This window comes from Novosphingobium sp. PC22D (assembly GCF_002556635.1).
In the GTDB taxonomy this organism is placed as follows: Bacteria; Pseudomonadota; Alphaproteobacteria; order Sphingomonadales; family Sphingomonadaceae; genus Novosphingobium.
In genome coordinates, this window is the sequence record NZ_MWMO01000003.1 from 119,002 (window position 1) to 142,857 (window position 23,856).

A 23,856-nucleotide genomic window follows, 5' to 3' on the forward strand; every position below is an offset into this window, starting at 1 on the left:
CCCGAACTTACCGCTTGCGCGCCGCGTCGAGCGCTGCGATCCGCGTCTTGGTGCCCGGCTCGGCAAGCAGCGCGTCGAGCGATGCGGCGAGGCGGCGGCGCCAGTTGGGGTGGCCGCTGACGGTGCCGGGCAGGTTGGGTTGTTCGACCTCGCACAGCAGATCCTCGAGCGGGACGATGGCGAGCACGCTCGGCGTCGCGCCAATGTGGCGCAGCGCGGCCTCGCAGACCGGCGCCGGATCGTTAGCGGCCGGATGCGGCGCGGCGTTGCGCGAGAGGCTCGCCCACAGCAGAGCGCGGTCGCGGTCGCGGCACGCTTCGGCCTCGGCGCGGGTCGTGTCTTCGGGCAGGCGGCCCAGTTCCACGGCCCAGTCGAGGTCGCGCCCCGTCCACCAGCCCGCGACGGTCGCGGTGTCGTGCGTGCCGGTCATCGCGACGGCATCGCGCGAATAGTCGGCCGCGCCGATGAAGCCCTCGTCGGCGGCGCGCTCGAACCACAGCACGCGCATGCCGAGCAGGCCGTCCCGTTCGATCGCGGCGGTGAACCCGTGCGGCGCGGTGCCGAGGTCCTCGGCGATGATCAGCGCGCGGGCGCGGTGCGCTTCGAGCGCGGCAAGGCCCAGCAAGTCCTTGAAAGGATAAGTGAGATAGGCTCCCGCGCTCGAATCCTCGCCTTCCGGGACGACCCATAGCCGCGCGAGGCCGAAGGCGTGGTCGATGCGCAAGGCGCCGGTGCGCTCGAGCGCGGCGCGCAAGGTGGCGATCCACGGCGCATAGCCGCGCCGCTTGAGGCCCAGCGGCGAGAACGTGGTGAGCATCCAGTTCTGGCCGAGCGGTCCGAGCGGATCGGGCGGCGCGCCGATCGTCAGCCCGTGGAGCATGTCGCCGCGCATCGCCCAGGTATCGGCGCCGCCGGTATGCACGCCCACCGCGAGATCGGCAACGAGGCCGACCGCCATCCCGGCCTCGCCCGCGCGCATCTGGACCGCCGCGAGGCTCTCGCGCGCCAGCCACTGCGTGAACGCATGGAACGCCACTTCGTCGGCCTGGTCTCTCGCGAACTCGGCGACCGCCTTGCCCGCCGGATCGTGGTACTCGGCGGGCCAGTCCTGCCAGCCGTGCGCGCCCTCGGGGCGAAAGCGGCAGTCGAGCGCGTCGAACACCGCCTGGCGGTGCAGGCCTTCGCCGTGGCGCGCGGCCTCGGCGGCGATGCGCGCGCGTGTCTCGTCGTCGAGCGCGCGATAGGCCGCGCGCAGGTTTTCGAGGCGGCGGGGCAGGGCGTGTTCCCAGTCGATCAGTGTCGGAGGCTCGTCCGCGTCGGCCGGCAAGGGCGCGAGGCCGAGCAGCGCGGGATCGCCCATCGCGCCGTTGAGGTGGAGGCGGCTCGACGGTGAATAGGGCGAGAAGCCCTCGCCGTTGCCGGGAAACAGCGCATGGACCGGATTGATCGCGATCGCATCGGCCCCGCGCGCGGCGAGCGTATCGACCGCCGAGGCCAGCGCGCCGAAGTCTCCGAAGGCGCTCGGCGCGGGCGTGCGCAGCGCGGGGATCTGGATGGCGGTGCCCCACAGCTTGTCGCCGACGCGCTCGGGCGGAAGCAGGTCGGCGACGGCGGGGCAGGCGGGCGGCGCGACCGCCAGCGTCAGCGCGTGGCCGTTGACGGCAAGCGCATAGTAGCCCGGCTCTTCGATCGCGGGCAGCGTCCAGTCGGCGAAGGGTATCTCGCGGGCCTCGCCGTTCTCGCCGCGCAGCCGGGCGACGCCGATGCTCTCGGGCAAGCGTGTCGGCTCGCCGACGCGGGTGACGATCATCGCCGGCGGCTCACGCGCTTCGGCCCGCGCTTGCGAGAGGCTTTCTGCGATGGCCGCGTCGCTGTCCGCCGGATAGCCGAGCGCGGCGGCGATTCGCGCCAGCGAGGCGTCCGAGACAGTCTGCTCGCGGCCTTCGACGTTCCGCCAGGTGCGCGAAAGGCCGATCGCTTCGGCAAGCCTATGCAAGGGATTCATCGGTGCTCCGCTCGGACTGGAGTGGACAGGCTAGCTTCGCGGTCCGCCCGCGACAATCGGTTCCGCGACCGTCCCGGCTTCATCGCGTTGGTACGCATCGGCGAAGGGTTCCTCTATGGGGACTTGCGCCGTTCGATCGAGCGGCCGACGATGCGAGCAAAAGGCGGCCTGCCGGCCGTGAACGGGAGAGAGAAAAGAGATGGCGGAATCCAAGATCGACGTGGGCGGCATCGGCATTGCCTACGAACTGCTGGGCAAGGATGGCGATCCGGCGGTGGCGCTGACCCCCGGCGGGCGTTTCACCATGGACGTGCCCGGTCTGCGCGAGATGGCCGAGGAACTGGTCAAGGCCGGGCGCCGCGTGCTGATCTATGACCGGCCCAATTGCGGCAAGTCCGACGCCTGCCTGCTCGGCGCGAGCGAATCGGAAATGCAGGCCGAGGCGCTCTCGGGCCTGATCCGCAAGCTCGATCTCGGGCCCACGGTGATCGCGGGCGGTTCGGGCGGCAGCCGCGTGTCGATGCTGGCGGCGGCGCGCGATCCGGAGATCTGCTCGCATCTCGTGATCTGGTGGATTTCGGGCGATCCGATCGGCCTGATGCAGCTTGCCACCTACTATTGCGGCGAAGCTGGCACGCTCGCCAGCATCGGCGGCATGGAAGCGGTGATGAAGGCCACGAGCTGGGCCGAGAATTTCGAGAAGAGCGAGCAGGCGCGCGAACACATTCGCGGCTACGATCCCGACAAGTTCATCGCGGTGATGCAGCGCTGGGCGGCGGCTTACGTCCCCTCGGACATTACCCCGGTGCCGGGCATGACGCCGCGCGACTTCGCCCGGCTGACGATGCCGGTGCTGGTCTACCGCAGCGGCCGCAGCGACTTGTCGCATACGCGCGCCACCAGTGAGTGGTGCCACCGGCTGGTGCGGCATTCGAAGATGATCGACCCGCCCTGGGAGGACAACGAGTGGAACTATCGCTCGGGCCAGACCATGGCGGGCACCGATGGGCACACGCTGTTCCGCTCGTGGCCCAAGCTCGTGCCGTCGATCCTCGACTTCGTCAACGCGAGCTGAGCCGCGTGGACGGCGCTCGGATAGGTCCGGGCGCCAATCGCGCGCGCTTTCGGAATATGTCGTACGGTGCGGGGCGGGCTCGCGATAAGGTCAAGTCGCCTCGGCATCAGTGGTAATTTTACAACAAACTGTACGTATGCTTAGTCGCGCATGATTGCGGCGGTTCCCTTGCTTGACAGCATCGGCGCTTTGCCGGATTCGCGGTGAAACAGAGGACAGCCCAAGCTATCCCGGGAGAGCTTTCGCGGCGGCGGTGCCAACCGCCCGTGTAGCGCAAGAAGCGCGCACGCTGCCGCCAAAGGCGGTCTGCATCAGCAGGCCGAGGAGAGGAGGGAAGGATGAAGATCCAAGCCAATCGCGGCTGCCTGCTTGGCGTCTGCGCACTGGGTGCCGTTTCCGCGACGCCCGCTTTCGCCCAATCGTCGGCCACGGCATCGAGTTCGGACGCCATCGTCGTCACCGCGCGGCGCGTCGAGGAGAACGTGCAGGACGTGCCGATCTCGATCACGGTCTTCTCGCAGGACCAGCTCGAGGCGCGCAACATTACCAGCACGACCGACCTCGCGACCTACACGCCGGGTCTCTCGCTCAGTGGCCGCTACGGGCCCGACAAGGCGAGCTTCGTCATTCGCGGGTTCTCGCAGGAACTGAACACGCTGCCCACCGTCGGCGTCTATTTCGCCGACGTCGTCGCGCCCCGGCTGCAGTCGAACATCGGCGGCGGCAACGGCGCCGGGCCGGGCTACATGTTCGACTTGCAGAACGTGCAGATCCTCAAGGGACCGCAAGGTACGCTGTTCGGCCGCAACACCACCGGCGGCGCGATCCTGCTCGTCCCGCGCAAGCCGACCGGCTACCTCGAGGGCTATGTCGAGGGCACCTACGGCAACTACGACCAGACCCGAGTGCAGGCGGTGCTCAACGTGCCGCTGGCCGAGACCTTCAAGGTCCGCCTCGGCGTCGACCGCAATACGCGCGACGGCTATAGCAAGAACCGGACGAATATCGGCCCCGATGACTTCAACGACATCGACTATCTCGCCGCGCGCTTCTCGATGCTCGCCGAGCTGACGCCCGACCTCGAGAACTATCTCATCGCCAGCTACGTGAAGTCAGATACCAACGGAACCGTGCCGCGGCTTGCCTACTGCAACAACGGGCTGGTCCCCGGGACCGTCGGGACAACCGGGCTCGGCGCGCTGCTGCGCCCCTCGATCTGCGCCCAGATCGATGCGGAGGAAGCGGCGGGCTACGGCTATTACGACGTTTCCAACAACGTCGAGAACCCCTTCGTGAAGAGCCGGACCTGGCAGATATCGAACACGACCACCTGGATGGCTTCGGACACGCTGACGATCAAGAACATCATCAGCTATGCCGAGGCGCGCGAGCGCTATTCGTTCAGCCTCGATGGGGATAATGTCACTTTCCCGTTCGTGGTGACCTATCCGGGGCCGGGCCGCAACCAGGGCGCGCAATCGACATTCACCGAGGAATTCCAGCTCCAGGGCCGATCGGGCGACGATACCTTCCAGTGGCAGGCGGGCGGCTACATGGAGCGCAGCTCGCCGATCGGCAGCCAGGAGCAGTACGCGCAAGTGCTCGCCAACTGCTCGGACGTCTACTCGTTCACCTGCACCACGTTTTCGCCCTTCATTTCGAGCGTGTCCGTTTCGCGCAACAACTACACCTATCGCAACTACGGCATCTACGCGCAGGGCACCTACAGCTTTACCGACCAGCTCTCGCTTACGCTTGGCGCGCGCAACAACTGGGACGAGGCAAGCGTCGTCGCCGACAATATCCGCGTGGTGCCCTCGCCCGCGGGCGCCGTCGCCGCGACCTGTTCGCGCGCCGCGACCCCCTCGCCGAATCCGGGCGTGTTCTCGCTGCTCACCAGCGGCGTGTGCACCCGCGCCTTCGGCACCAAGTCGAGCGAGCCCACCTGGCTCATCAACCTCGACTACGAGCCGACGCCCGACATCCTCGTCTATGCCAAGTACGCGCGCGGCTATCGCGGCGGCGGCGTCAACGAAGCCAACCTCAACGCCGAAGTGTGGGACCCCGAGACCGTCGACGACTATGAAATCGGCGTGAAGGCGAGCTTTCGCGGGCCCGTTTCGGGCAATGTCGCGGTGGGCGGCTACTGGAACGAATTTCGCGACCAGCAGGCGACCGTCACCATTCCGCAGTGCGCGCCGACCGGGCAGCCGGGCGATCCGTGCACCAAGCCGGTCCCGACCGGAATCAACGGCATCCAGAACATCGGCAAGTCGCGGATGCGCGGCGTCGAGGTGGAGGCCAGCCTCTTCGCCGGACCGGCGCGGCTCGACCTCGGCTATTCCTACCTCGACGCCAAGGTGATCGGCGCGAGCCTGCCGGACTGCAGCCCCGCCAGCTTCGACTGCGACAACGCGAGCTTCCTCAGCTCGGGACAGCGGCTGCCGCTTTCGCCCAAGAACCGGCTGACCGTGACCGGCACTTTCACCCTGCCGGTGGACGAATCGGTCGGCGATATCTCGTTCTCGGCCACCTACACGCACACCGACAGCCAGATCACGACCTACTCGAACGCCTCGGCGTTCGCGGCGGGGGCGATTCCGTTCGACGCGGGGATCGCGCCGGCGACCGACCTGCTGAACCTCAACTTCAACTGGCGCGACGTCGGCGGCGCTCCGTTCGATCTCGCGGTCTTCGCGACCAACGTCACCAAGGAGAAGTACTACGTCGCGGCCGCGAACGGTCTCTCCTCGCTCGGCGGCGAGGCGATCATCACCGGCCAGCCGCGCTTCTATGGTCTGCGGCTCAAGTACAAGTTCGGCAACTGAGCGCCGACGCGGGGGGTGGGAACGCCTTGCTTCCTTCCCCCGCGCCGCGTCTCCGCTGCCGGCCGGGCGGTTGCCAATCCGGACGCGCGCCCGTAGACCCGGGGCGAAGGGACATTGCATGGCAGGCGCGACGCGCAGGGTCGGGGCGGAAACCTCGCAGACTCGCGAACTCATTCTCAAGTCGACCGAAAAGCTGATCCGCGAAGAAGGCTATGCCGCGCTTTCGACGCGGCGGGTCGCGGCGCGCGCCGGGCTCAAGCCCTCGCTGGTGCACTACTACTTTCCCACGACCGACGACCTGCTGCTCGAGGTGTCGCGCCGGGGCGCGGCCGAGAGCGACCGGATGATCGAGGAGGCGCTGGCCTCCGACCAGCCGATGAAGGCGCTGTGGACCTTCTTCGTCGATACGAGCCGCACCGCCAGCGCGCTCGAATTCATGGCGATGGCGAACCACCGCGAGTCGCTGCGCGAGCAGATGGCCGAGCACAGCCGCATGATGCGCCGCCGTCAGGTCGAGATCATCCGCGAGATGCTTGGCGACCGCCTGGCCGAGCACGACGGGCTCGAGCCAGAGGCCCTGAGCCTCATGCTCGCCGGGATCGGCCGCGCGATCGTGATGGAGCACAATCTCGGCGTTTCCGACGGGCACGAGGCGGCCAGGGCCTACGTCGAGCGCTGGCTCGACCGGCTGCTTCCCAAGAACGCGGACTGAGCGCCGCACAAGTCACTGGATCATAGGCCGGTTTGCCGATATTGAGGGAACAACGTTCTCGACACGATACGGGAGAAGTCCGGATGTCCCTCGCCACCAAGGTCGAACTCAAGGCCGAGACCATCAAGCCGAAGATCGGCAGCCGCGTGCTCAATGCCAAGGAAGAGCTGCTGTCGGGGGAAATCGCGGGCGAATTGCGCGATCTGCTCGAGGCGCGCGGCGTGCTCGTGTTCCCCAAGATCGACTTCACCGATGACGAGCAGGTGGCCTTCACCAAGACACTCGGCACGTTCGCGCCCGAGCGCCCCGGCGATCCGGAGGTGATCTCGAAGATCACGCTCGACGTGAAGGAAAATCCCTCCTCCGCTGAATACCTCAAGGGTTCGCTCTACTGGCACATCGACGGCACCCGCAATGGCGTGCCGATCCTGGCCTCGCTGCTCTCGTGCAAGATCCCCAGCCCCAAGGGTACGGGCAACACCGGCTTCGCCAACACCTACAGCGCCTACGACGATCTGCCCGACGAGAAGAAGGCCGAGATCGAGGATCTGCGCGTGGTCCATGGCCCCTGGGCCTCGCTGTTCTACTACGAGCCCGAGCCGAGCCTCGCCAAGCTCGAAGGCTATGCCCAGGTCGGCGAGCAGGAACTGCCGCTGGTCTGGAAGCACAAGTCGGGCCGTAAAAGCCTCGTCATCGGCTGCACCGCCGCCGAGGTGGTCGGCAAGTCGGCGCTCGAAAGCGCGAAGATCATCCACGGGCTGCGCGACTGGGCGACGGGGCCGGACTTTACTTACAGCCATGAATGGGAAGCGGGCGACCTCGTGATCTGGGACAACACCGGCACGATGCACCGCGCCGAGCCCTACGATCCGACCTGCGGGCGGATGATGCACCGCACCAAGCTCGAAGGCGAAGAGCCCTTCGCGTGAGCTGAGGGGCGCCCGGCCTTGCCGGGCGGCCGGGCTTCGCAGGCCGCGTTGAAAAAATGGCGCGCCGCCGTCCGGCGCGGCGCGCTCTACGCGGCGGCGACGTGCTCCTGCTCGCCGGGCGGCAACGTGGTCATCAGACAGATCGCGCCTTCCGATCCGTAGGCGCCGTGAAGCTGCACCATCGAAAGCACCATCTCGACCAGATCGCCCCGGTTCGAGAGGAACCTGACGATGGCCCGGTCCGGACCGTCGCCGCGCAGCACCCGTTCCTGCAGATCCCGGAACCGCGGTTTGTCGCCGGTCGCAACGAGATCGCAGAGCGGGACCGCCATCAGGCGCTCCTCGGGCAGGTCGAGCATGTCGCAGAACGGCTGGTCAACGCGGTCGATCGTGCCGCGCACCGACAGGCGCACGTAGCCGATCGCGCCATGGACCGACATGCCCGCGAGGATCGCTTCCTTGACGTCGGCGAGGCGGTGCCGGTTGACGTCCTCGGTGATGTCGCGGAACTTGATGACGAGGTTCTGGTCGAGCGGAAAGCTCTGGAAGCGCAGCCAGGCCCCGGGCTTGAACGGCGAGGGGATGTCCGCGGAACTTGGCTCCCGGCCGATGAGCGTGCGGCGCGCGTGCACTTCCATCAGGCTGCCGTTCAATCGCGGCAGCGCCTCGAACAGCGGACGGCCGAAGATCGCCGAGGCGGGAAGCTGGATCAGCGCGCGGGCGACGCGGTTGGCGAAAGTCACCACCATGTCCGCGTCGCACACGATCAGCGCTTCGTCGATCCAGTCGACGAGGCTGAAAGCCGTGTTGAGCGCTTCCGCGCCGCTGCCTTCTTCGTCAGACGACGTGGCGGCCGAATCCCGCATCGCACGATAGGATTCGACTTCGCAAAGCACGTGGGTCTCGCGGCCATGATGCGAAATACAGACGGGGGCATTGCGCGCCTCGTCCCTGTATCTGGCGAAGTGCCTCACAAAATCGGCCGCCGAGACCAACATCGCCCCCGCCCCCTCTGTTGGTCGAATATCCGTCAGCTCGTTCCACCCTGAATTAGCATAAATTGCGTATATTACACAGTGGCGGGAGAGTCGAACGCAATTTGTCTTTCATTCCCTCGCCTTGTCGAAGAAAAGATGTCGGTTGACTTTGCTTGGGAAGCGGGCGGCATTCGTGTAATTTACGTAATTTTCCGTATGAGCGGTGGGTTTTCCGTGTGAATCATCGATGCACGTCGGCGATCGCCATTCGCGAGACCAGTTGCTGACCGGGCGGGGCGTCGGGCGGCGGCCCTTGCCCAAGTCCGCGCTGGCTTGACCGCTGCCGCACCGCGGCTGTACACCTGTTCAGCGGCGGCACAGATCGACCGCGAGGAGAGCTTGAACCATGGCCACCGTTTCCGCGACCTGGGACGTGCGCGAAGCCGCACCCAAAATCGGCAGTGTCGTCCAGACCGACAAGCGCACGCTGCTCAGCGGCGAAAAGGCGAGCGAGATCCGTGACTTGATGGAAGCGCGCGGGGTCGTGGTGTTCCCGAGGATCAATCTCAGCGACGATGAGCAGATCGCCTTCACCCACACGCTCGGCACTTTCGCGCACGAGGAGGGCGAGGGCGGCCGGAACGGCAAGGACGCCGTCTATCCGATCACGATGGACGAAAGCATCAACCCGATCGCGAGCTATCTGAAGGGCGCGTTCTTCTGGCATATCGACGGGACGATGTCGGACAAGCCGATCCTCGCCTCGATCATGAGCGCTCGCGCGCTCGCCAGCGAAGGCGGCGAGACCGACTTCTGCAACACTTATGCGGCCTTCGACGAATTGCCCGAGGAAGAGAAGGCGCGGATCGAGCCGCTCAAGGTCGTCCATGCGATGTGGCGCTCGCAACTCTACTGGAAGCCCGAGCCGAGCATCGAGGAACTCGAAATGTGGATGAGCCGTGGGCGCAACCTGCTGCCGCTCGTGTGGAAGCACCGCTCGGGCCGCAAGTCGCTCGTGCTCGGCGCGACCGCGCTGCAGGTCGAGGGCATGGACATCGACGAGAGCGAGAAGCTGCTGGTCAGGCTGCGGAGCTGGGCGACGCAGCCGCGGTTCTGCTATCGCCACACCTGGTCGCTGGGCGACATGGTGATCTGGGACAACACCGGCACCATGCACCGCGCGCTGCCCTATGATCACAAGTCCGGGCGGCTGATGCACCGCACCAAGCTGGAAGGCGAGGAAGCCTTCGCCTAACTTCACTTGGCGTTCAGCCGCGTGCTGGCTATAGGCGCTCCCATGTCCGACCGTTCGCGCCCCGAGACCGCTTTCCTGATCGTCCGCCGCAGCATCGCCATATCGGTGATCGCCTTGGCCGCCGCTTGCGCCGGAGGCGGCGGCGTGAAGGATACCGCCTACGTCGCGCGCGACGTCGATACGCTCTACGCCGCCGCCAAGGCGCGGCTCGACCGGGGACAGACGAAGCAGGCCGCCGCGCTCTTCGACGAGGTGGAACGCCAGCATCCCTATTCGCCCTGGGCCCGCCGCGCGCAGCTCATGAGCGCGTTCAGCTATTACGCCGCGCGGGATTACAACAAGGCGATCCAGTCGGCCGAGCGCTTCCTTTCGATCCATCCGGGCAACAAGGATGCGCCTTACGCTTATTATCTGATCGCGATCAGCTATTACGAGCAGATCAGCGACGTCAGCCGCGACCAGAAGATCACGCTCCAGGCCAAGCAGTCGCTGACCGACGTGATACGGCGCTATCCGGCCACGCCCTACGCCAGCGACGCCAAGCTGAAGCTCGACCTGGTGAACGATCACCTCGCAGGCAAGGAAATGACGATCGGGCGCTATTACGAGCGCAGCGGCAAGTGGCTCGCGGCGACGCTGCGGTTCCGCAACGTGGTCGACAACTACGAGACGACCAGCCACACGCCCGAGGCGCTGTTCCGGCTGGTCGAGACCTATCTGTCGCTCGGCGTGCCCGAAGAAGCGCAGAAATCCGCGGCCGTGCTGGAAGCCAACTATCCCGACAGCAAGTGGTACTCGCGGGCCTATTCGCTGATGCGCAAGAACGCGCCCGATACCGTCGCGAGCTGAGGCGCGGCGCGGCCTTTTGGGCCGCTAGTCTATCGGGGCAGTTGACAATGCGCCCCGCAAGGCGCTGGGATAGCCTGCCAATGCTGTCCCAGAAGACCCGCTACACGATCCGCGCGCTGCAGGAACTCGCCGACCACTACGGCCAGGGCTCGGTGCGGCTCGACCAGATTGCCCAGGCGCAGAATATCCCGCGCAAGTTCCTGACCGTGATCCTGTCCGAACTGGTGCGCGAGGGGATCGTCGAATCGCATCGCGGCCGCACCGGCGGCTACGAGCTGGCGCTGCCGCCGGTCGACATCCGCTATGGCGACATCATCCGCATCACGCGCGGCAGCGTCGCGCTGGTGCCTTGCGCCAGCCGCAACGCGCACGAGACCTGCGAGCATTGCCTGCCCGAGGCGAACTGCCGGCTGCGCGGGCTGATGCTCATGTTGCGCGACGAGACCGCGGCGATGCTCGACCGGATCACGCTCGCCGATCCGATCATGACCGAGCCGCCCCATGAGGACGACGCGACTCCCCCCGCCTGACGGGCCCGCCCATCGCCGATTCCGGGGCGCGCCGTTCACGTCGGCGCGCAAAACTTTCGCTTGGGCGCAGCCAAGCAAAATCCATATTGTCTATCTTATGAGTAGAGATAAATTCGGCGCGGAAGGAGTATCCAGATGGGTCCACCCGACCGGGCGACATCCGCCCAGAGTACCGCCGGTTCCGACGGCCACGGGGATTCCGTGATCGCCGCAAGGAGCCATGCCGCCTTGACCGCCGTGGCCGAGGCGGTTTCCCGCCTGCGCTACGGCGCCGTTCACCTCACGATCCACGATGGCCGCGTCGTCCAGCTCGACGTGACCGAGCGCCAGCGCTTCACCTGACATCCCCGCCCAGATGCAGACCGGACCGCCGGATGCATCCAATTCCCTTACCGCAAGGATTTGGATATGCATTCGTTCGTCCGCATCTCGCTGCTTGCCGGCAGCGTCCTCACCGCGCCCGCCGCATTTGCCCAGCAGGCGCTCCCGCAATCCCGCGATGACCGCACGACCTCGGTCGGCACCGGCGACGACGATACCGGCCAGGTGATCGTCGTCACCGCGCGCCGCCGCGCCGAATCGAGCCAGGACGTGCCGCTCGCGATCTCGGTGGTCGGAGGCGACCACATCGACGCCACAGGCGCCTTCAACGTTGGCCGGCTGCAACAATTGACGCCGACGCTGCAATTCTACTCGTCCAACCCGCGCAACACCGCGGTCAACATTCGCGGCATCGGCGCGCCGTTCGGGCTGACCAACGACGGCATCGAGCAGGGCGTCGGCATCTATGTCGACGACGTCTATTATTCGCGCGTCGCCTCCTCGACGTTCGACTTTCTCGACGTCGCGCAGATCGAGGTGCTGCGTGGGCCGCAGGGCACGCTCTACGGCAAGAACACCAGCGCCGGCGCGATCGCCATCACCACCCGGCAGCCCACTGACGGCTTCGAAGGGCGCGCCGAAATCTCGATCGGCAATCTTGCCTTCAAGCAGGCCAAGGCCGCCATATCGGGACCGCTGTCCGAAACGCTCGCGGCGCGCGTGGCGATCTCCGCGACCAGCCGGCGCGGCACGATCTTCAACGTCACCACCGACAACTATGTGAACGAGCAAGATAATCTTGGCCTTCGCGGGCAGCTCGCCTGGACACCGCGCGACGACCTCAAGTTGACTTTATCTGCTGACTTCTCGCGACAGGACCCCGAATGCTGCGCAACAATCTACGTGCGCACCGGCGCCACCCAACGCGATCTGGCGCGCCAGTACGCCGCCCTGAGCGCGGCGCAGCACTACGCGGTGCCGAGCACCGATCCGTTCGCTCGTCTGACCGATCTCGATGCCGAACTCAGCGCGCGCAACAAAATGGGTGGCGTGGCGCTCAAGGCCGAGTGGGATACCGGCTGGGGCACCTTGAGTTCGATTTCCGCGTGGCGTTTCTGGGACTGGCTGCCCGCCAACGACCGAGACTATCTCGGCCTGCCGATCACGACCCTGTCGCAGAACCCCTCGCAGCAGGACCAGTACACGCAGGAACTGCGCTTCAATCATGACGGCGCGCGCGTGGGCTTCGTCGCCGGTATCTTCGCCTTTCACCAGACGGTCCGGACGAGCGGCAGCCAGGCGCAGGGCCCCGCCGCGAGCGCCTGGCTGATAAACCCAACCAATCCGCTGTCGCAGGATCCGACGGTGCTCGACGGGCTCACGGCCAGCAACGATATCCGGCTGAGTAACACCAGCGCCGCCGCCTTCGGCCAGGTGAGCTGGAAGGTCACCGACGCGCTGACCCTCCAGCCGGGCGTGCGGCTCAACTACGACCGCAAGCGGGGCAGCTACAATTCGGTGGTGGTCAACGGTGACGGCCAGCTCGTGACCTTCGCGAGCAGCGATTCGCGCATTGCCGCTCAGCGCGCGGTGCTCGCGCCGCAGGGCTTCGAGGCGCAGTTCTCCGACTGGAACGTCAGCTACGATTTCACCGCCAGCTACAACGCCGCGCCGGGCGTGCTTGGCTACGCAACGTACGCCCGCAGCTTCAAGTCGGGCGGCGTCAATCTCAACGGCTTGCCCGCCGACGCCAATGGCGTACCGCTGCTCGCTGCGGCGTCGGTCAAGCCCGAATCGGTCGATCACTTCGAGCTGGGCCTCAAGTTGGAGTTCTGGCGCAGTCGGGCGATCGTCAACCTGGCCGCGTTCCGCACCGACATCTCGGACTATCAGGCGCTGGTCAACAACGGCCAACTCGGCGTGCTGCGCGGCTACCTCGCCAATGCCGACAAGGTGCGCACGCAGGGCGTGGAGGCGGACTTTTCGATCCGTCCAAGCCGCCGCTTCAACGCCTATGCCAACAGCGCCTATACCGATGCCACGTACCGGCGCTTTGTCGACGCGCCGTGCCCGCCGGAGCTTTCGGGCGGGACGACCGTCGGCGAAGGCCAAGTGCCTGGCGCGCCGGGAACCCCGGGCGGCCTCAGTCCCGCCGCGTGCGACATTTCGGGCCAGCGCCTTCCCGGGGTCTCGAAGTGGGCCTTTTCCTATGGCGCCGAGGGCAACGTGCCCGCGGTTCTGTTCGGGCTCGACGGCGAGGCCTATCTCGGCATCGACGGCAATTACCGGTCGCGATTCTCGTCCAATCCCTCGCCGTCCGCTTACACCTGGGTCGACGGCTACGCGCTCACCAATCTGCGGGCGGGGTTCCGCGTGCCGGGCGGAATCGACCTCTACGGCTGGGTCCGCAATGCGTTCGATGTCGAGTATTTCGAACAACTTGCGGTGCCGAGCGGCAATACCGGACTGATCGTCGGCCAACCCGGAGACCCCAGGACTTGGGGTTTCACGATTAAAACGGAGTTCTGAGGCCATGAAGCCGCAATACAAGTCTCGCGCGAGGCTTGACCGAACCGGACCGGGAAACGGCCGCTGGACGGCGGAGATCGATTGGATAGCGGCGCTCCTGCTCGCCGTCTGGATCAATGCCCTCCTGCATCTTTTGGCGTTCTGACACGTTAGGGAAATGAGCTTCGCGTGCACGTCCCCCCTTGCCGTCGCGCGGAGTGAAGCCGGGTGACGCATGTTCCGCTTTTCGCTAGAACGCGAGGCGAACATGCTCACTCGGCTTTCCATTCGCAACATCGTGCTGATCGAGGCGCTCGATCTCGATTTCGTCGCCGGGCTCGGCGTGCTCACCGGCGAGACCGGCGCGGGCAAGTCGATCCTGCTCGACGCGCTCGGCCTGGTACTGGGAAACCGCGCCGACAGCGGCCTCGTGCGCGCGGGGGAAGACCGCGCCAGCGTGACCGCCATGTTCGATTTCGCGGCCTTGCCCGCGTCCGTCGCCGAATCGCTGGGTGAGGCGGAGATCGAGATCGAGCCGGGCGAGCCGCTCATCATCAAGCGCCAGCTCAAGGCCGACGGCGGCAGCAAGGCCTTCGTCAATGACCAGCCGGTCGGCGTCGCGCTGCTGCGCGAGATCGGCCCGGCGCTCGTCGAGATCCACGGCCAGCACGACGATCGCGGGCTGATCAACGCGCGCGGCCATCGCGCGCTGCTCGACCGATACGCGGGCGCGGGCGCCGACGGTGAGGGCGTAGCGGCTGCCTGGCGTGACTGGCAGGCGCGGCGAGAGGCGCTCGAGGCGGCGCGCGCACGGGTGGAGAAGGCGGCCGAGGACCAGGACCTGCTGCTGGCCTATCTGGAGGAACTCAATGCGCTCGCGCCCGAGGAGGACGAGGAAGAGGGCCTCGCCCAAGCCCGCGCGACGATGCAGAAGGGCGAGCGGCTCTCGGCCGATCTGTCGGACCTGCAGCACTTGTGGCAGGGCTCCGATTCGGCGCTGGCGCAACTGCGCGCGGCGGCGCGGCGGCTCGAGCGGATCGCGGGCGAGCATCCGCTGCTCGAAGAGGCGCTGTCCGCGCTCGATCGCGCGGTGATCGAGGCGAGCGACGCCGAGGAGCGCGTCGAGCGCGCCGCCGAGGCGATGGCTTTCGACCCCGCCGAACTCGACCGCATCGAGACTCGGCTGTTCGACTTGCGCGCGCTCGCCCGCAAGCATCGCTGCGAAGTGGCGGACTTGCCGGCCACGATGCGCCGGATGCGCGCTGAGCTCGACGCGATCGAGCACGGGAGCGAGGAGGTCGCCGGGCTCGAAGTCGCCGCTGCTGAGGCCGCGCGGCACTATCGCGCGGCAGCCGAGGCGCTCCACGCGGCGCGCGAGGCGGCGGCGCTGCGGCTCGATGCGGCGGTCGCGGCCGAACTCGCGCCGCTCAAGCTTGATGCCGCACGTTTTCGTACCGCGGTGACGGCGCTGCCCGAGGAGCGCTGGGGTGCGAGCGGGATGGATTCGGTCGAATTCCTCATCTCGACCAATCCCGGCGCCGATTTCGCTCCGCTCGCCAAGATCGCCAGCGGCGGCGAGCTGTCGCGTTTCATCCTCGCGCTCAAGGTCTCGCTGGCGGAAGAGGGCGGCGCGGCGACGGTGATCTTCGACGAGATCGACCGCGGCGTCGGTGGTGCGGTGGCGAGCGCGATCGGCGAGCGGCTGGCGCGGCTCGCCGCGCAGGGCCAGCTCCTGGCGGTAACGCACAGCCCGCAAGTCGCGGCGCGCGGCGGCCAGCACTACATGATCGCCAAGTCTTCGGAAGGTACCGTCACGCGCACCTCGGTCGCACTGCTCGACGAGGGCGCGCGCAAGGAAGAGATCGCGCGCATGCTCTCGGGCGCCGAAGTCACCGACGAGGCCCGCGCCCAGGCGAACCGGCTGCTGGAAGGCGTTTGAGGCCCGCCGTCGCCGGACCGGGGTTTGCGGTCATTGGCCGGGGCTGCGCCGGGTTTGCCGGCTAGTCGCTCAGCACGGCGTCGAGGAACGCCTCCATCTTCCCCATCGAATCCTTGCGCGCGGCGTTGTTGCCTTCGCCGGTGCCGCCGAAGTAGGTGAGGCGCGAGAGGTCGCTGCCTTGGGGCAGGGGGCTGCCGAACACCGCGTGGCCCGCATCCTCGTAGGCGGCCACCTCCACATCGGGACCGTCCTCGGCTTCGGCGCGGGCCTTGAGGCTGCGTGCCATCGGGCACGAGGGCCAAAGCGTATCGTCCTCCCCGCAGATCAGCAGCACCGGCCCGGCGATGTTCTCGACTGGGATCAGCGCGTCCGCGTGCCCGGCCGAGGCGGCTAGGCCGTTGGCGTACATCGTGACCATCGGTTCGCCCGGCGTGTAGGCGCCGTAGGGCATGAAGGCGACCGGTTCGCCGCCGAGGCTCCACGACGACTTGTAGTCGACGCCCGGCTTCATGGTGAACGAGAAACCCGCCCACATCGCGTTGCTCGGCATCGCCGCGACCACGGCCTTGATCTCGGGCCGGCGCGCGGCGGTAATCAGTGCGGCTTCGGCGCCTTTCGAGCCGCCGACGATGCCGATCCGCTCGGGATCGACCGAGGGCTGCGCCTTGAGCCAGTCGATGGCCATGTCGAACGTCTCGAGCGGCACCATCGAGAAGTCGGCGTTGTCCTGCGAGGTGCGGTAATAGCTCTGGTAGAGCACGTTGTAGCCGCGCTCGCGCAGCGCGCGGGCTTCGCGGTCACTGCCTTGGGTGAGGCCGCCTTCCGAGCCGCCGAGCATCAGGATCGCGGGATGCTCTCCCTCGCCGCTGGCGGGGTACCAGTTGCCCGGCAGCCCGTTGATCGTCACGCGCGTGCCGCTCGCATCGACATCGGCGACGGTGATCGGCGGCGCGAAGCCTTGCGCGCTCGCCGCGACGGGGACGAGCGCGGCGCACAGGGGCAGAAGGACGGGGAGCAGAGCGCGCACGGCGGACCTTTCGTATCGGGAGCGAACCTTTCGACCGCTAGCCGGGCCACGCGGCAAAGGGAAGTTGCCCGAAAGACATGCCCCCGCCTGCATGCATCGTGCGAATTGCCATTCGCCGAATCGCGCTCTCTCGCTATTCCGGCGCGATGACCAGCGAAGCCGAAGCCGCCAACGAACTGATGCGCCTCGCCAAGGCGATCAACCGCGCCAACCGGCTCTACCATGCCGAGGACGCGTCCGAGATCCCCGATGCAGAGTACGACGCGCTGGTGCGGCGCAACGCCGAGCTTGAAGCCGCATTTCCGCATCTCGTCCGCCCCGATTCACCGAGCAACGCGGTCGGCCACGAAGTCGCCGCCTCGCCGCTGTCCAAGGTGACGCACGAGGTTCGCATGATGAGCCTCGACAACGCCTTCACGCCCGAGGAAGTTGGCGAGTTCCTCGCCCGGGTGCGGCGCTTCCTGGCGCTGGGCGACGAGGAGCCGGTCGTCGTTACCGCCGAGGACAAGATCGACGGCCTCTCGTGCTCGCTGCGCTACGAGCAGGGCAGGCTGGTGCGCGCGGCGACGCGCGGCGACGGGCAGGTGGGCGAGGACGTCACCGCCAACGTCGCGCATATCGCCGATATCCCGCAGCAGCTTTCCGGCAAGGACGTGCCCGATGTCTTCGAGGTGCGCGGCGAGGTCTACATGGAAAAGGCCGCGTTCGCCGCGCTTAACGAAACGCTGATGGACGAGGCGCGGGCGGACGCCGAGGCGAGGGGCGAGGCGCTCGACGAGGCCAAGGTGCGCCAGTTCGCCAATCCGAGGAACGCGGCTGCGGGGTCGTTGCGGCAGAAGGACGCGAGCGTCACCGCGCGGCGGCCCTTGCGCTTCTGGGCGCACGGCTGGGGCGCGGCAAGCAGCGTGCCGGGCGAGAGCCAGCACGACGTCGTGCGCGTGATCGAAAGCTGGGGCCTGCCGGTCTCGCCCGATTTCCGGCTGTGCCGCTCGCTCGACGAGATGCTCGCCGCCTACGAGGCGATCCGCGAGGGCCGCGCGGGGCTCCCCTACGAAATTGACGGCGTCGTCTACAAGGTCGACCGGCTCGACTGGCAGCGGCGGCTCGGCTTCGTCGCCAAGGCGCCGCGCTGGGCGCTGGCGCACAAGTTTCCGGCCGAGCGCGCCGAGACCGTGCTCGAAAGCATCGATATACAAGTCGGGCGCACCGGCAAGCTTACGCCGGTCGGGCGCCTGAAGCCGGTGCTGGTGGGCGGCGTCACCGTCACCAACGTCACGCTGCACAACCGCGACGAGATCGCCAGGCTCGGCCTGCGGCCCGGCGACCGCGTCGTGCTCCAGCGCGCGGGCGACGTCATTCCACAGGTTGTCGACAACCTTACCCGCAACGAAAAGCGAGACCCCTACGTCTTTCCCGATCGTTGTCCGGTCTGCAAATCCGAGGCGGTCGCGGAGGAAGGCGAGGTCGACGTGCGTTGCACCGGCGGTCTCATTTGCAAGGCCCAGCAATTCGAGCGTTTGCGCCACTTCGTCAGCCGCGGCGCGCTCGATATCGAAGGACTGGGGGAGAAGTCGATCGCCGAATTTCTCGAACTCGGCTGGCTCGACAAGGGCCCGGCGGACATCTTTCGACTCCACCAGCACCGTGACGAGCTGCTAAGCCGCGAGGGCTGGAAGGACAAGTCTGTGGACAACCTGTTGGCAGCGGTGGAAAACAAGCGCGCGCCCGACGCCGCACGGCTGCTGTTCGGCCTCGGCATCCGGCATGTCGGCGCGGTCACCGCGCGCGATCTGTTGAAGGGCCTGCGCGATATTCGCCTGCTGCCCGAAAAGGCGGCGGAGATTTACCGCTACCGCGAGGAAAACCCGCAAGGCGAGGACGAGAAGCCCAGCCCCTTCGCGGCGCGGATGCTCGCCGAGATCAAGCGCATCCTGCAAGTGCGCACCGACGGGATCGGACCGGCGGTCGGCCATGCGCTGGCCGACTTCTTCCACGAGCAGCACAACCGCGACGTATGGGCCGACCTGCTTGATCCCGAAACAGGGCAGGTCGATCCGCCGCTCTACGAAGTCGAGACCAGGGACAGCGAAGTGGCGGGCATGACCGTGGTCTTCACCGGCAAGCTCGAGACGATGAGCCGCGACGAGGCCAAGGCGCAGGCCGAGCGGCTGGGCGCCAAGGCGGCGGGCTCGGTCTCGGCCAAGACCGACCTCGTGGTCGCCGGGCCGGGCGCGGGCTCGAAGCTGAAGAAGGCGGCGGACCTCGGCATCCGCGTGATCGACGAGACCGAGTGGGCGCAGATCGTGAAGGCCGCCGGATAAGGCGAAGGCCCCCCGGATCTCTCCGGAGGGTCCTGTTCGCTCTGGCGATCGGCCGTGACGCGCCTCAGAGGCCGTCGAGGCCCTTGCTGACCAGCACGTTGACCGCCACGCGGCGGTTCTGCGCCTTGCCGTCGCGCGAGCTGTTGTCGGCCACCGGGTCCGCCTCGGCCATGCCAGTGGGCGTCAGCATGCGGTAGGGCTTCCAGCCGCAGGCCTGCTGGAGATAGTTGACCACGCGGCCCGCGCGCTTTTCGCTGAGCATCTGGTTGTACTCCTGGCTTCCGGTCGAGTCGGTGTAACCGACGACCAGCAGCAGGGCATTGTCCATCCCTTCGGCCTGCGACGCGGTGGCGCACAGCGCGTCCTTGGCCTCGGTGGAGAGCGCGTACTTGCCGGTGTCGAAGTTCACGCTCGTCGTCTGCTTGATGTTGTACTGGTCGATGTCGCCCATGCGTCCGCGCAGCGCCTCGGTCGCCGCCGTCTGCTGGGCGAAGCGCTGGTCGGTGCCGTTGTGGATCATCGCGGCGGTCTTGAGATCCTTGCTCTTGAGATCGACCTTGCTCGCCACGAGGCCGCCTTCCCAGGCCAGGGTCTCGACCGAGACGGGCAGGCCGTTCATCAGCTGGGTGGCAGCCAGCGTGTCGCGGTTGAGGCCGAGAAAGCCGCCGCTCGCCTTGATCTGCGTGTCATCGGTGATCGCGACGACGGTCTGCGCGCCGTCCGGCGTGGTGACCTGCATCTTGTCGCCGCTGCGCGCGGAGATGAAGCCGTCGATCTCGGGCCCCGCGTCCATCTCGGAAGCAGGCGGTGGGGTCGCGGCATAGACGGTGGTGGAGAGGTCGGCTTCGCCGGGATATTGCGCCTGCGCGGCCACGGTGCCCGTCGCGGGCAGGGCCAGCGCGCCAAGCATCAACAGGTATCGCGAGGTGTTGGAAACGACGCTCATTACGCTACTCCTTCGTGTTGCAACGGTCGGCCGGCGTACGCGCGGTACGTCGTCGGGCGTTTCCGCAAGTGACGTGTCCGGCTGTCCAGGATGTCCCACCCCCATTCGGATTTCGCGCGGCGGATTTCGCCGCGCTTCGAACGCGCTTCATGGGTGTTCAGGTCGACCTTGCTCGTAGATGAACGCTTCCGCGCGGCGCCCGGCCCGGGACGCTCATGCGAGCGCATCGTGCGGTGAACCGATCGCGCGCGCCGCGCGGACCGAAAGGTCTTCGCCGGGATAAGACGGGTCTCGACCGTGCGAAGGATGGGCTCGTCAGAAAGGGGCTGCGATCATCGCAAGGCGGTTCGGCGGGGGAGCGATGCTCAGTTTCTCGCCTTTTCGCGCTCCTTGCGCGCCTTTTCGGCCTTCTCCTCGGCTTCCTTGCGTTCTTTCTCCGCCTTTTCCTCCGCCTCCTTGCGGTCGAGCTCGGCCTTGTACTGGGCGATGACCGTGGGCGTGGCGGGAGAGGCGGGATAGGCGCAGCGCCTCGAGGCGCCCACGCCCTTGAGGAAGCCGCGGCGCGTGAGCCCGGCCTGGATCGCGGACAGGAACTCGCGCTGATGCGCGTTGGCGCCCGAAATCTCGCGGATCAGGCCGCGGAACGGAATGAACGAGCCGACCACCCACTGGCCGACACGGCCCGCGCTGATCCGGTCGCGTTCTTCCTCGGGCAAGTCGATGTCGGGGCCGAGCAGCGTGTCGAGGTCCTCGACCGCCTTTTTTAGCTGGCTGCACTTGTTGAGACCGGCCAGCGTGTAGGGACGTTCCTGCGCGGCGACGAGCAGCGCGGGGATCGGGTCCTTGCTGATGTTGAGGTCGGTGATCGGCGTCTTGGCGACGTCCATTGCATCGGGGTCCTGGTTCGTCACGCGCTCCTCCTGGTCGCGCGCGAGGGCGGGGGTGGCGACAAGCGCCGCGGCCAGCGCCGCCATTACCAGTTCTCGACGCATCGATGCCCTCCTTTGCCGTTCTTACCGTTCGCCGTGCGAAAACGAAGTGTCTCCGCTTTAACGCGCGAGACCGGCGAAAGTGTCGCACTGGTCCTCGTCGCCGGTGGTCAGCCCGCGCTCCAGCCATTCCATACGCTGCGCGCTTGAACCGTGGGTGAAGCTCTCGGGACTGACAGCCTGCCCGGCGTTGCGCATCAGCGTGTCGTCGCCGATGCTGCTCGCCGCGCGAAGGCCTTCCTCCATGTCGCCCGGCTCGATCAGGTCGCGGTGCTTGGCTGCCCAGACGCCGGCGTAGCAGTCCGCCTGCAGCTCCATGCGGACCTGCAGCGCATTGGCGCCGCTCCGGTCGCGCGCCTGCGCGCTGCGGACTTGGTTCGCCAAGCCGGTGAGGTGCTGGACGTGGTGGCCGTATTCATGGGCGATCACGTAGTAGCGCGCGAAGTCGCCCGGCGCGCCGAGCTGGCGGGCGAGCTGGTCGTAGAAACTGGTGTCGATGTAGATGCCCTGATCGGCGGGGCAGTAGAATGGCCCCATCGCGCTCTGCGCCGCGCCGCAGCCCGAACGGGTGCCGCCGGTATAGAAGATGAGCTGCGGCTGCTCGAAGGCGATGCCCGCCTCGCGGAACAGCGGCTCCCAGGTGCGGTTGAGCGAATCGAGCGCGTTGCAGGCTTCGAGCGAATAGGCGTTCTGCTCGCAGATCTCGGTGACGCTGCGCCCGTCTGGCGCGCCTTGTTGCGCCTGCCCGCCGCTGCCGGCCTGCTGCTGGACGGATTCGAGCGTGCCGATCATCTGGCCCGGATCGATCCCGAACACGAGCGCGCCGATCAGCGCGATAACCAGCGTGCCGCAGCCGAGCTTGCCGCCGCCGCCGCCCGGAAAGCCCCCGCCGCTGCCAACCCGGATGTTCGAGGGATCGAACCTGTTCAGTTTCACGTTGAATTGTCCCCTTGGTATCCGCTTCCGGCGGAGCCGACCGTGCCTCTTTTCGCGGCGGGCCGGAAGTGAAATCGGCTTGGCGCGCAAAGGTTTCAAACGCCTGCGATGCAACCCTTCCTTGCCGGTCGCATTCGTTCGTATAGTGAGGCGACGATGAACAGGGGCACTTTCGCGATCCGGGCCGCTCTTGCCGCGCTCTGCTGCGCGGCGACGGCGCTCGTGCCCGGCGCGCGGGCCGCGCCTTCCCGTCTCGAGAGCGAAATCGAGCAGCGATTGCGTGCGCATATCGACATGCTGGCGAGCGATGCGTTCGAGGGCCGCGAGCCGGGCACCGAGGGCGAGGCAAAGACGCTGCGCTACCTCGGCCGCGAATGGTTCGATATCGGTCTCGTGTCGGGAACGAATGATCCGGGCCACGAATGGTTTGCGCCCGTCACGCTGGTTGCGCGCGAACCGGCGAGTTCGACCGCGCAGTTCCGCCGCGCTCGTCGGCCCGTCTACGTCGATCCCGAAGGCGTGCTGATGCTCACTTCGGGCAAGCGCAGCCTGGTGCGCGATGCGCCGCTGCTGTTCGTGGGCAAGGCGCAGGATGTCGATTTTACACGCGCCGAACTCGCCGGGCGCGTCGCGGTTCTGCTCGATGGCGACGTCGAGGGCGGCGCGCGACAGAACGCACTGCTGGGGCAGGGGGCCTCGGCGGTGCTGACGGTGCTCGACGGCGAGCGCACGCTGGAGGAAGTCGCGGCCCGGCGCCGCAGGTCGGGCTACGCGCTCGCCGACGACAGCCTCGGCGGCGATCTCGAGGGATTCGTCACGCGCGAGGCGATGGTAGCGCTGCTCAAGGGATCGAAGCATTCGCTCGACGGACTCGAACGGCTTGCGGCGGAGCCCGGTTTCACGCCGCTCGCGCTCGACATTACCGCCTCGCTCGAGGCGACCACGAGCGAGACCACGATCCGCACGCACAATCTGATCGGCAAGATCCCGGGCCGTCGCAGCGGTGCCGGCGCGGTCCTGTTCGTCGCCCATTGGGACCACTTCGGCAATTGCGGCGAGGAAACGGCCGAGGACCGGATCTGCAACGGCGCGATCGACAATGCCAGCGGCGTCGCCGCGCTGACCGAGATCGCGCGGCTGCTGGTGCGCGGCAAGGAGCCCGACCGCGACATCTATTTCCTCGCCACGACCGCCGAGGAACTCGGATTGCTGGGCGCGCATGCCTTCGCCGAGAACCCGCCGCTGCCGCTCGACCAGATCGTCGCCGCCTTCAACATCGATTCGGTCGCGATCGCGCCCGCCGGGACGCCCGTCGCCATCGTCGGGCGCGGCATGACCGCGCTCGATCCGCTGGTCGAGAAGGTCGCCCGGCGCGAGCACATCAAGGTGGTGCCCGGCGACGAGGCCAACGAATACGTCAAGCGGCAGGACGGCTGGGCCATGCTCAAGCACGATATCCCCACGGTCATGGTAACGACCGCCTATGGCGAGATCGCGTTGATGCGGGCCTTCTTCGATGGTGATTACCATCGGCCGAGCGACGACCTGTCGCATCCGCTCGAATTGGGCGGCGCGGTCCGGGACGTGCGGCTGGGGGTCGCGCTCGGCCGCTGGTTCGCCGATGTCGAGCGGGTTCCGGGGCCGGTTCCGCCCGAGGGAAAGGCACCGCCGTCCCCGCAAGGGAACTGACCCCCTAGCCCAACCGGTTC

General features: G+C 67.4%; 19 protein-coding genes. 13 read left to right on the top strand and 6 right to left on the bottom strand.

From position 1 onward, the window contains the following. Positions 1-7: 7 nt before the first annotated feature. Positions 8-2,005: a 4-alpha-glucanotransferase gene (gene malQ / locus B2G71_RS07205; RefSeq protein WP_098105070.1), complete on the bottom strand. Its 1,998-nt coding sequence runs from the start codon at positions 2,003-2,005 to the stop codon at positions 8-10. Between the two features lie 199 nt (positions 2,006-2,204). Here malQ and B2G71_RS07210 point away from each other — a divergent pair, with 199 nt between their 5' ends. From B2G71_RS07210 to B2G71_RS07225, 4 genes are all read left to right on the top strand, one after another. Beyond that, entirely contained in the window at positions 2,205-3,080 is an 876-nt protein-coding gene (locus B2G71_RS07210; RefSeq protein ID WP_098105071.1) for an alpha/beta hydrolase, read from the top strand. A 338-nt stretch (positions 3,081-3,418) separates the two neighbouring features. Continuing rightward, positions 3,419-5,908: a TonB-dependent receptor gene (locus B2G71_RS07215; protein ID WP_098105072.1), complete on the top strand. Its 2,490-nt coding sequence runs from the start codon at positions 3,419-3,421 to the stop codon at positions 5,906-5,908. 118 nt (positions 5,909-6,026) lie between these two features. Beyond that, a complete protein-coding gene (locus B2G71_RS07220) occupies positions 6,027-6,620 on the top strand; it encodes a TetR/AcrR family transcriptional regulator (protein ID WP_098105073.1) in 594 nt (197 codons plus the stop codon). Positions 6,621-6,703: 83 nt separating this feature from the next. After that, positions 6,704-7,549: a TauD/TfdA family dioxygenase gene (locus tag B2G71_RS07225; protein ID WP_098105074.1), complete on the top strand. Its 846-nt coding sequence runs from the start codon at positions 6,704-6,706 to the stop codon at positions 7,547-7,549. A gap of 86 nt (positions 7,550-7,635) precedes the next feature. Here the strand turns inward: B2G71_RS07225 and B2G71_RS07230 are convergent, their stop codons facing one another. Next, the gene (locus B2G71_RS07230; RefSeq protein WP_240530040.1) at positions 7,636-8,445 is read right to left on the bottom strand and encodes a PAS domain-containing protein; all 810 of its coding nucleotides are present in this window, start codon (positions 8,443-8,445) and stop codon (positions 7,636-7,638) included. Positions 8,446-8,932: 487 nt separating this feature from the next. Here B2G71_RS07230 and B2G71_RS07235 point away from each other — a divergent pair, with 487 nt between their 5' ends. The 7 genes from B2G71_RS07235 (at position 8,933) to recN (ending at position 15,928) form a co-directional block, all read left to right on the top strand. Then, a complete protein-coding gene (locus B2G71_RS07235) occupies positions 8,933-9,781 on the top strand; it encodes a TauD/TfdA family dioxygenase (RefSeq protein WP_098105076.1) in 849 nt (282 codons plus the stop codon). Between the two features lie 42 nt (positions 9,782-9,823). Further along, the gene (locus tag B2G71_RS07240; protein ID WP_098105077.1) at positions 9,824-10,630 is read left to right on the top strand and encodes an outer membrane protein assembly factor BamD; all 807 of its coding nucleotides are present in this window, start codon (positions 9,824-9,826) and stop codon (positions 10,628-10,630) included. A gap of 80 nt (positions 10,631-10,710) precedes the next feature. Then, positions 10,711-11,160 carry an Rrf2 family transcriptional regulator gene (locus B2G71_RS07245; RefSeq protein WP_098105078.1) on the top strand — a complete coding sequence of 150 codons (450 nt, stop codon included), beginning with the start codon at positions 10,711-10,713 and terminating at the stop codon, positions 11,158-11,160. 135 nt (positions 11,161-11,295) lie between these two features. After that, a complete protein-coding gene (locus B2G71_RS07250) occupies positions 11,296-11,502 on the top strand; it encodes a YezD family protein (protein ID WP_098105079.1) in 207 nt (68 codons plus the stop codon). A gap of 66 nt (positions 11,503-11,568) precedes the next feature. After that, on the top strand, positions 11,569-14,010 hold the full coding sequence (locus B2G71_RS07255) for a TonB-dependent receptor (protein ID WP_098105080.1): 2,442 nt from the start codon (positions 11,569-11,571) through the stop codon (positions 14,008-14,010). A gap of 4 nt (positions 14,011-14,014) precedes the next feature. Next, entirely contained in the window at positions 14,015-14,155 is a 141-nt protein-coding gene (locus B2G71_RS24045; RefSeq protein ID WP_168176296.1) for a hypothetical protein, read from the top strand. Positions 14,156-14,257: 102 nt separating this feature from the next. After that, a complete protein-coding gene (gene recN, locus B2G71_RS07260) occupies positions 14,258-15,928 on the top strand; it encodes a DNA repair protein RecN (protein WP_098105283.1) in 1,671 nt (556 codons plus the stop codon). A gap of 61 nt (positions 15,929-15,989) precedes the next feature. Here recN and B2G71_RS07265 read toward each other — a convergent pair whose 3' ends face one another. Then, positions 15,990-16,955 carry an acyl-CoA thioester hydrolase/BAAT C-terminal domain-containing protein gene (locus B2G71_RS07265; protein WP_168176297.1) on the bottom strand — a complete coding sequence of 322 codons (966 nt, stop codon included), beginning with the start codon at positions 16,953-16,955 and terminating at the stop codon, positions 15,990-15,992. Between the two features lie 146 nt (positions 16,956-17,101). On the opposite strand from B2G71_RS07265, the gene ligA reads away from it, so the two are divergent. Then, positions 17,102-19,276 carry an NAD-dependent DNA ligase LigA gene (ligA, locus tag B2G71_RS07270; protein ID WP_098105082.1) on the top strand — a complete coding sequence of 725 codons (2,175 nt, stop codon included), beginning with the start codon at positions 17,102-17,104 and terminating at the stop codon, positions 19,274-19,276. Between the two features lie 64 nt (positions 19,277-19,340). On the opposite strand, the gene B2G71_RS07275 is transcribed toward ligA, so the two are convergent. From B2G71_RS07275 to B2G71_RS07285, 3 genes are all read right to left on the bottom strand, one after another. Beyond that, positions 19,341-20,222 (bottom strand): OmpA family protein, encoded by an 882-nt coding sequence (locus B2G71_RS07275; RefSeq protein WP_098105083.1) that lies wholly within the window; start codon positions 20,220-20,222, stop codon positions 19,341-19,343. A 365-nt stretch (positions 20,223-20,587) separates the two neighbouring features. Next, on the bottom strand, positions 20,588-21,214 hold the full coding sequence (locus tag B2G71_RS07280) for a hypothetical protein (protein WP_206049343.1): 627 nt from the start codon (positions 21,212-21,214) through the stop codon (positions 20,588-20,590). A gap of 57 nt (positions 21,215-21,271) precedes the next feature. Further along, complete coding sequence (locus B2G71_RS07285; protein WP_098105084.1) at positions 21,272-22,147, bottom strand: neutral zinc metallopeptidase; 876 nt, start codon at positions 22,145-22,147, stop codon at positions 21,272-21,274. Between the two features lie 156 nt (positions 22,148-22,303). Between B2G71_RS07285 and B2G71_RS07290 the strand changes: the two genes are divergently transcribed. Further along, positions 22,304-23,836, top strand: coding sequence for a M28 family peptidase (locus B2G71_RS07290; protein ID WP_098105085.1), 1,533 nt, complete (start codon positions 22,304-22,306; stop codon positions 23,834-23,836). Positions 23,837-23,856: the final 20 nt, after the last annotated feature.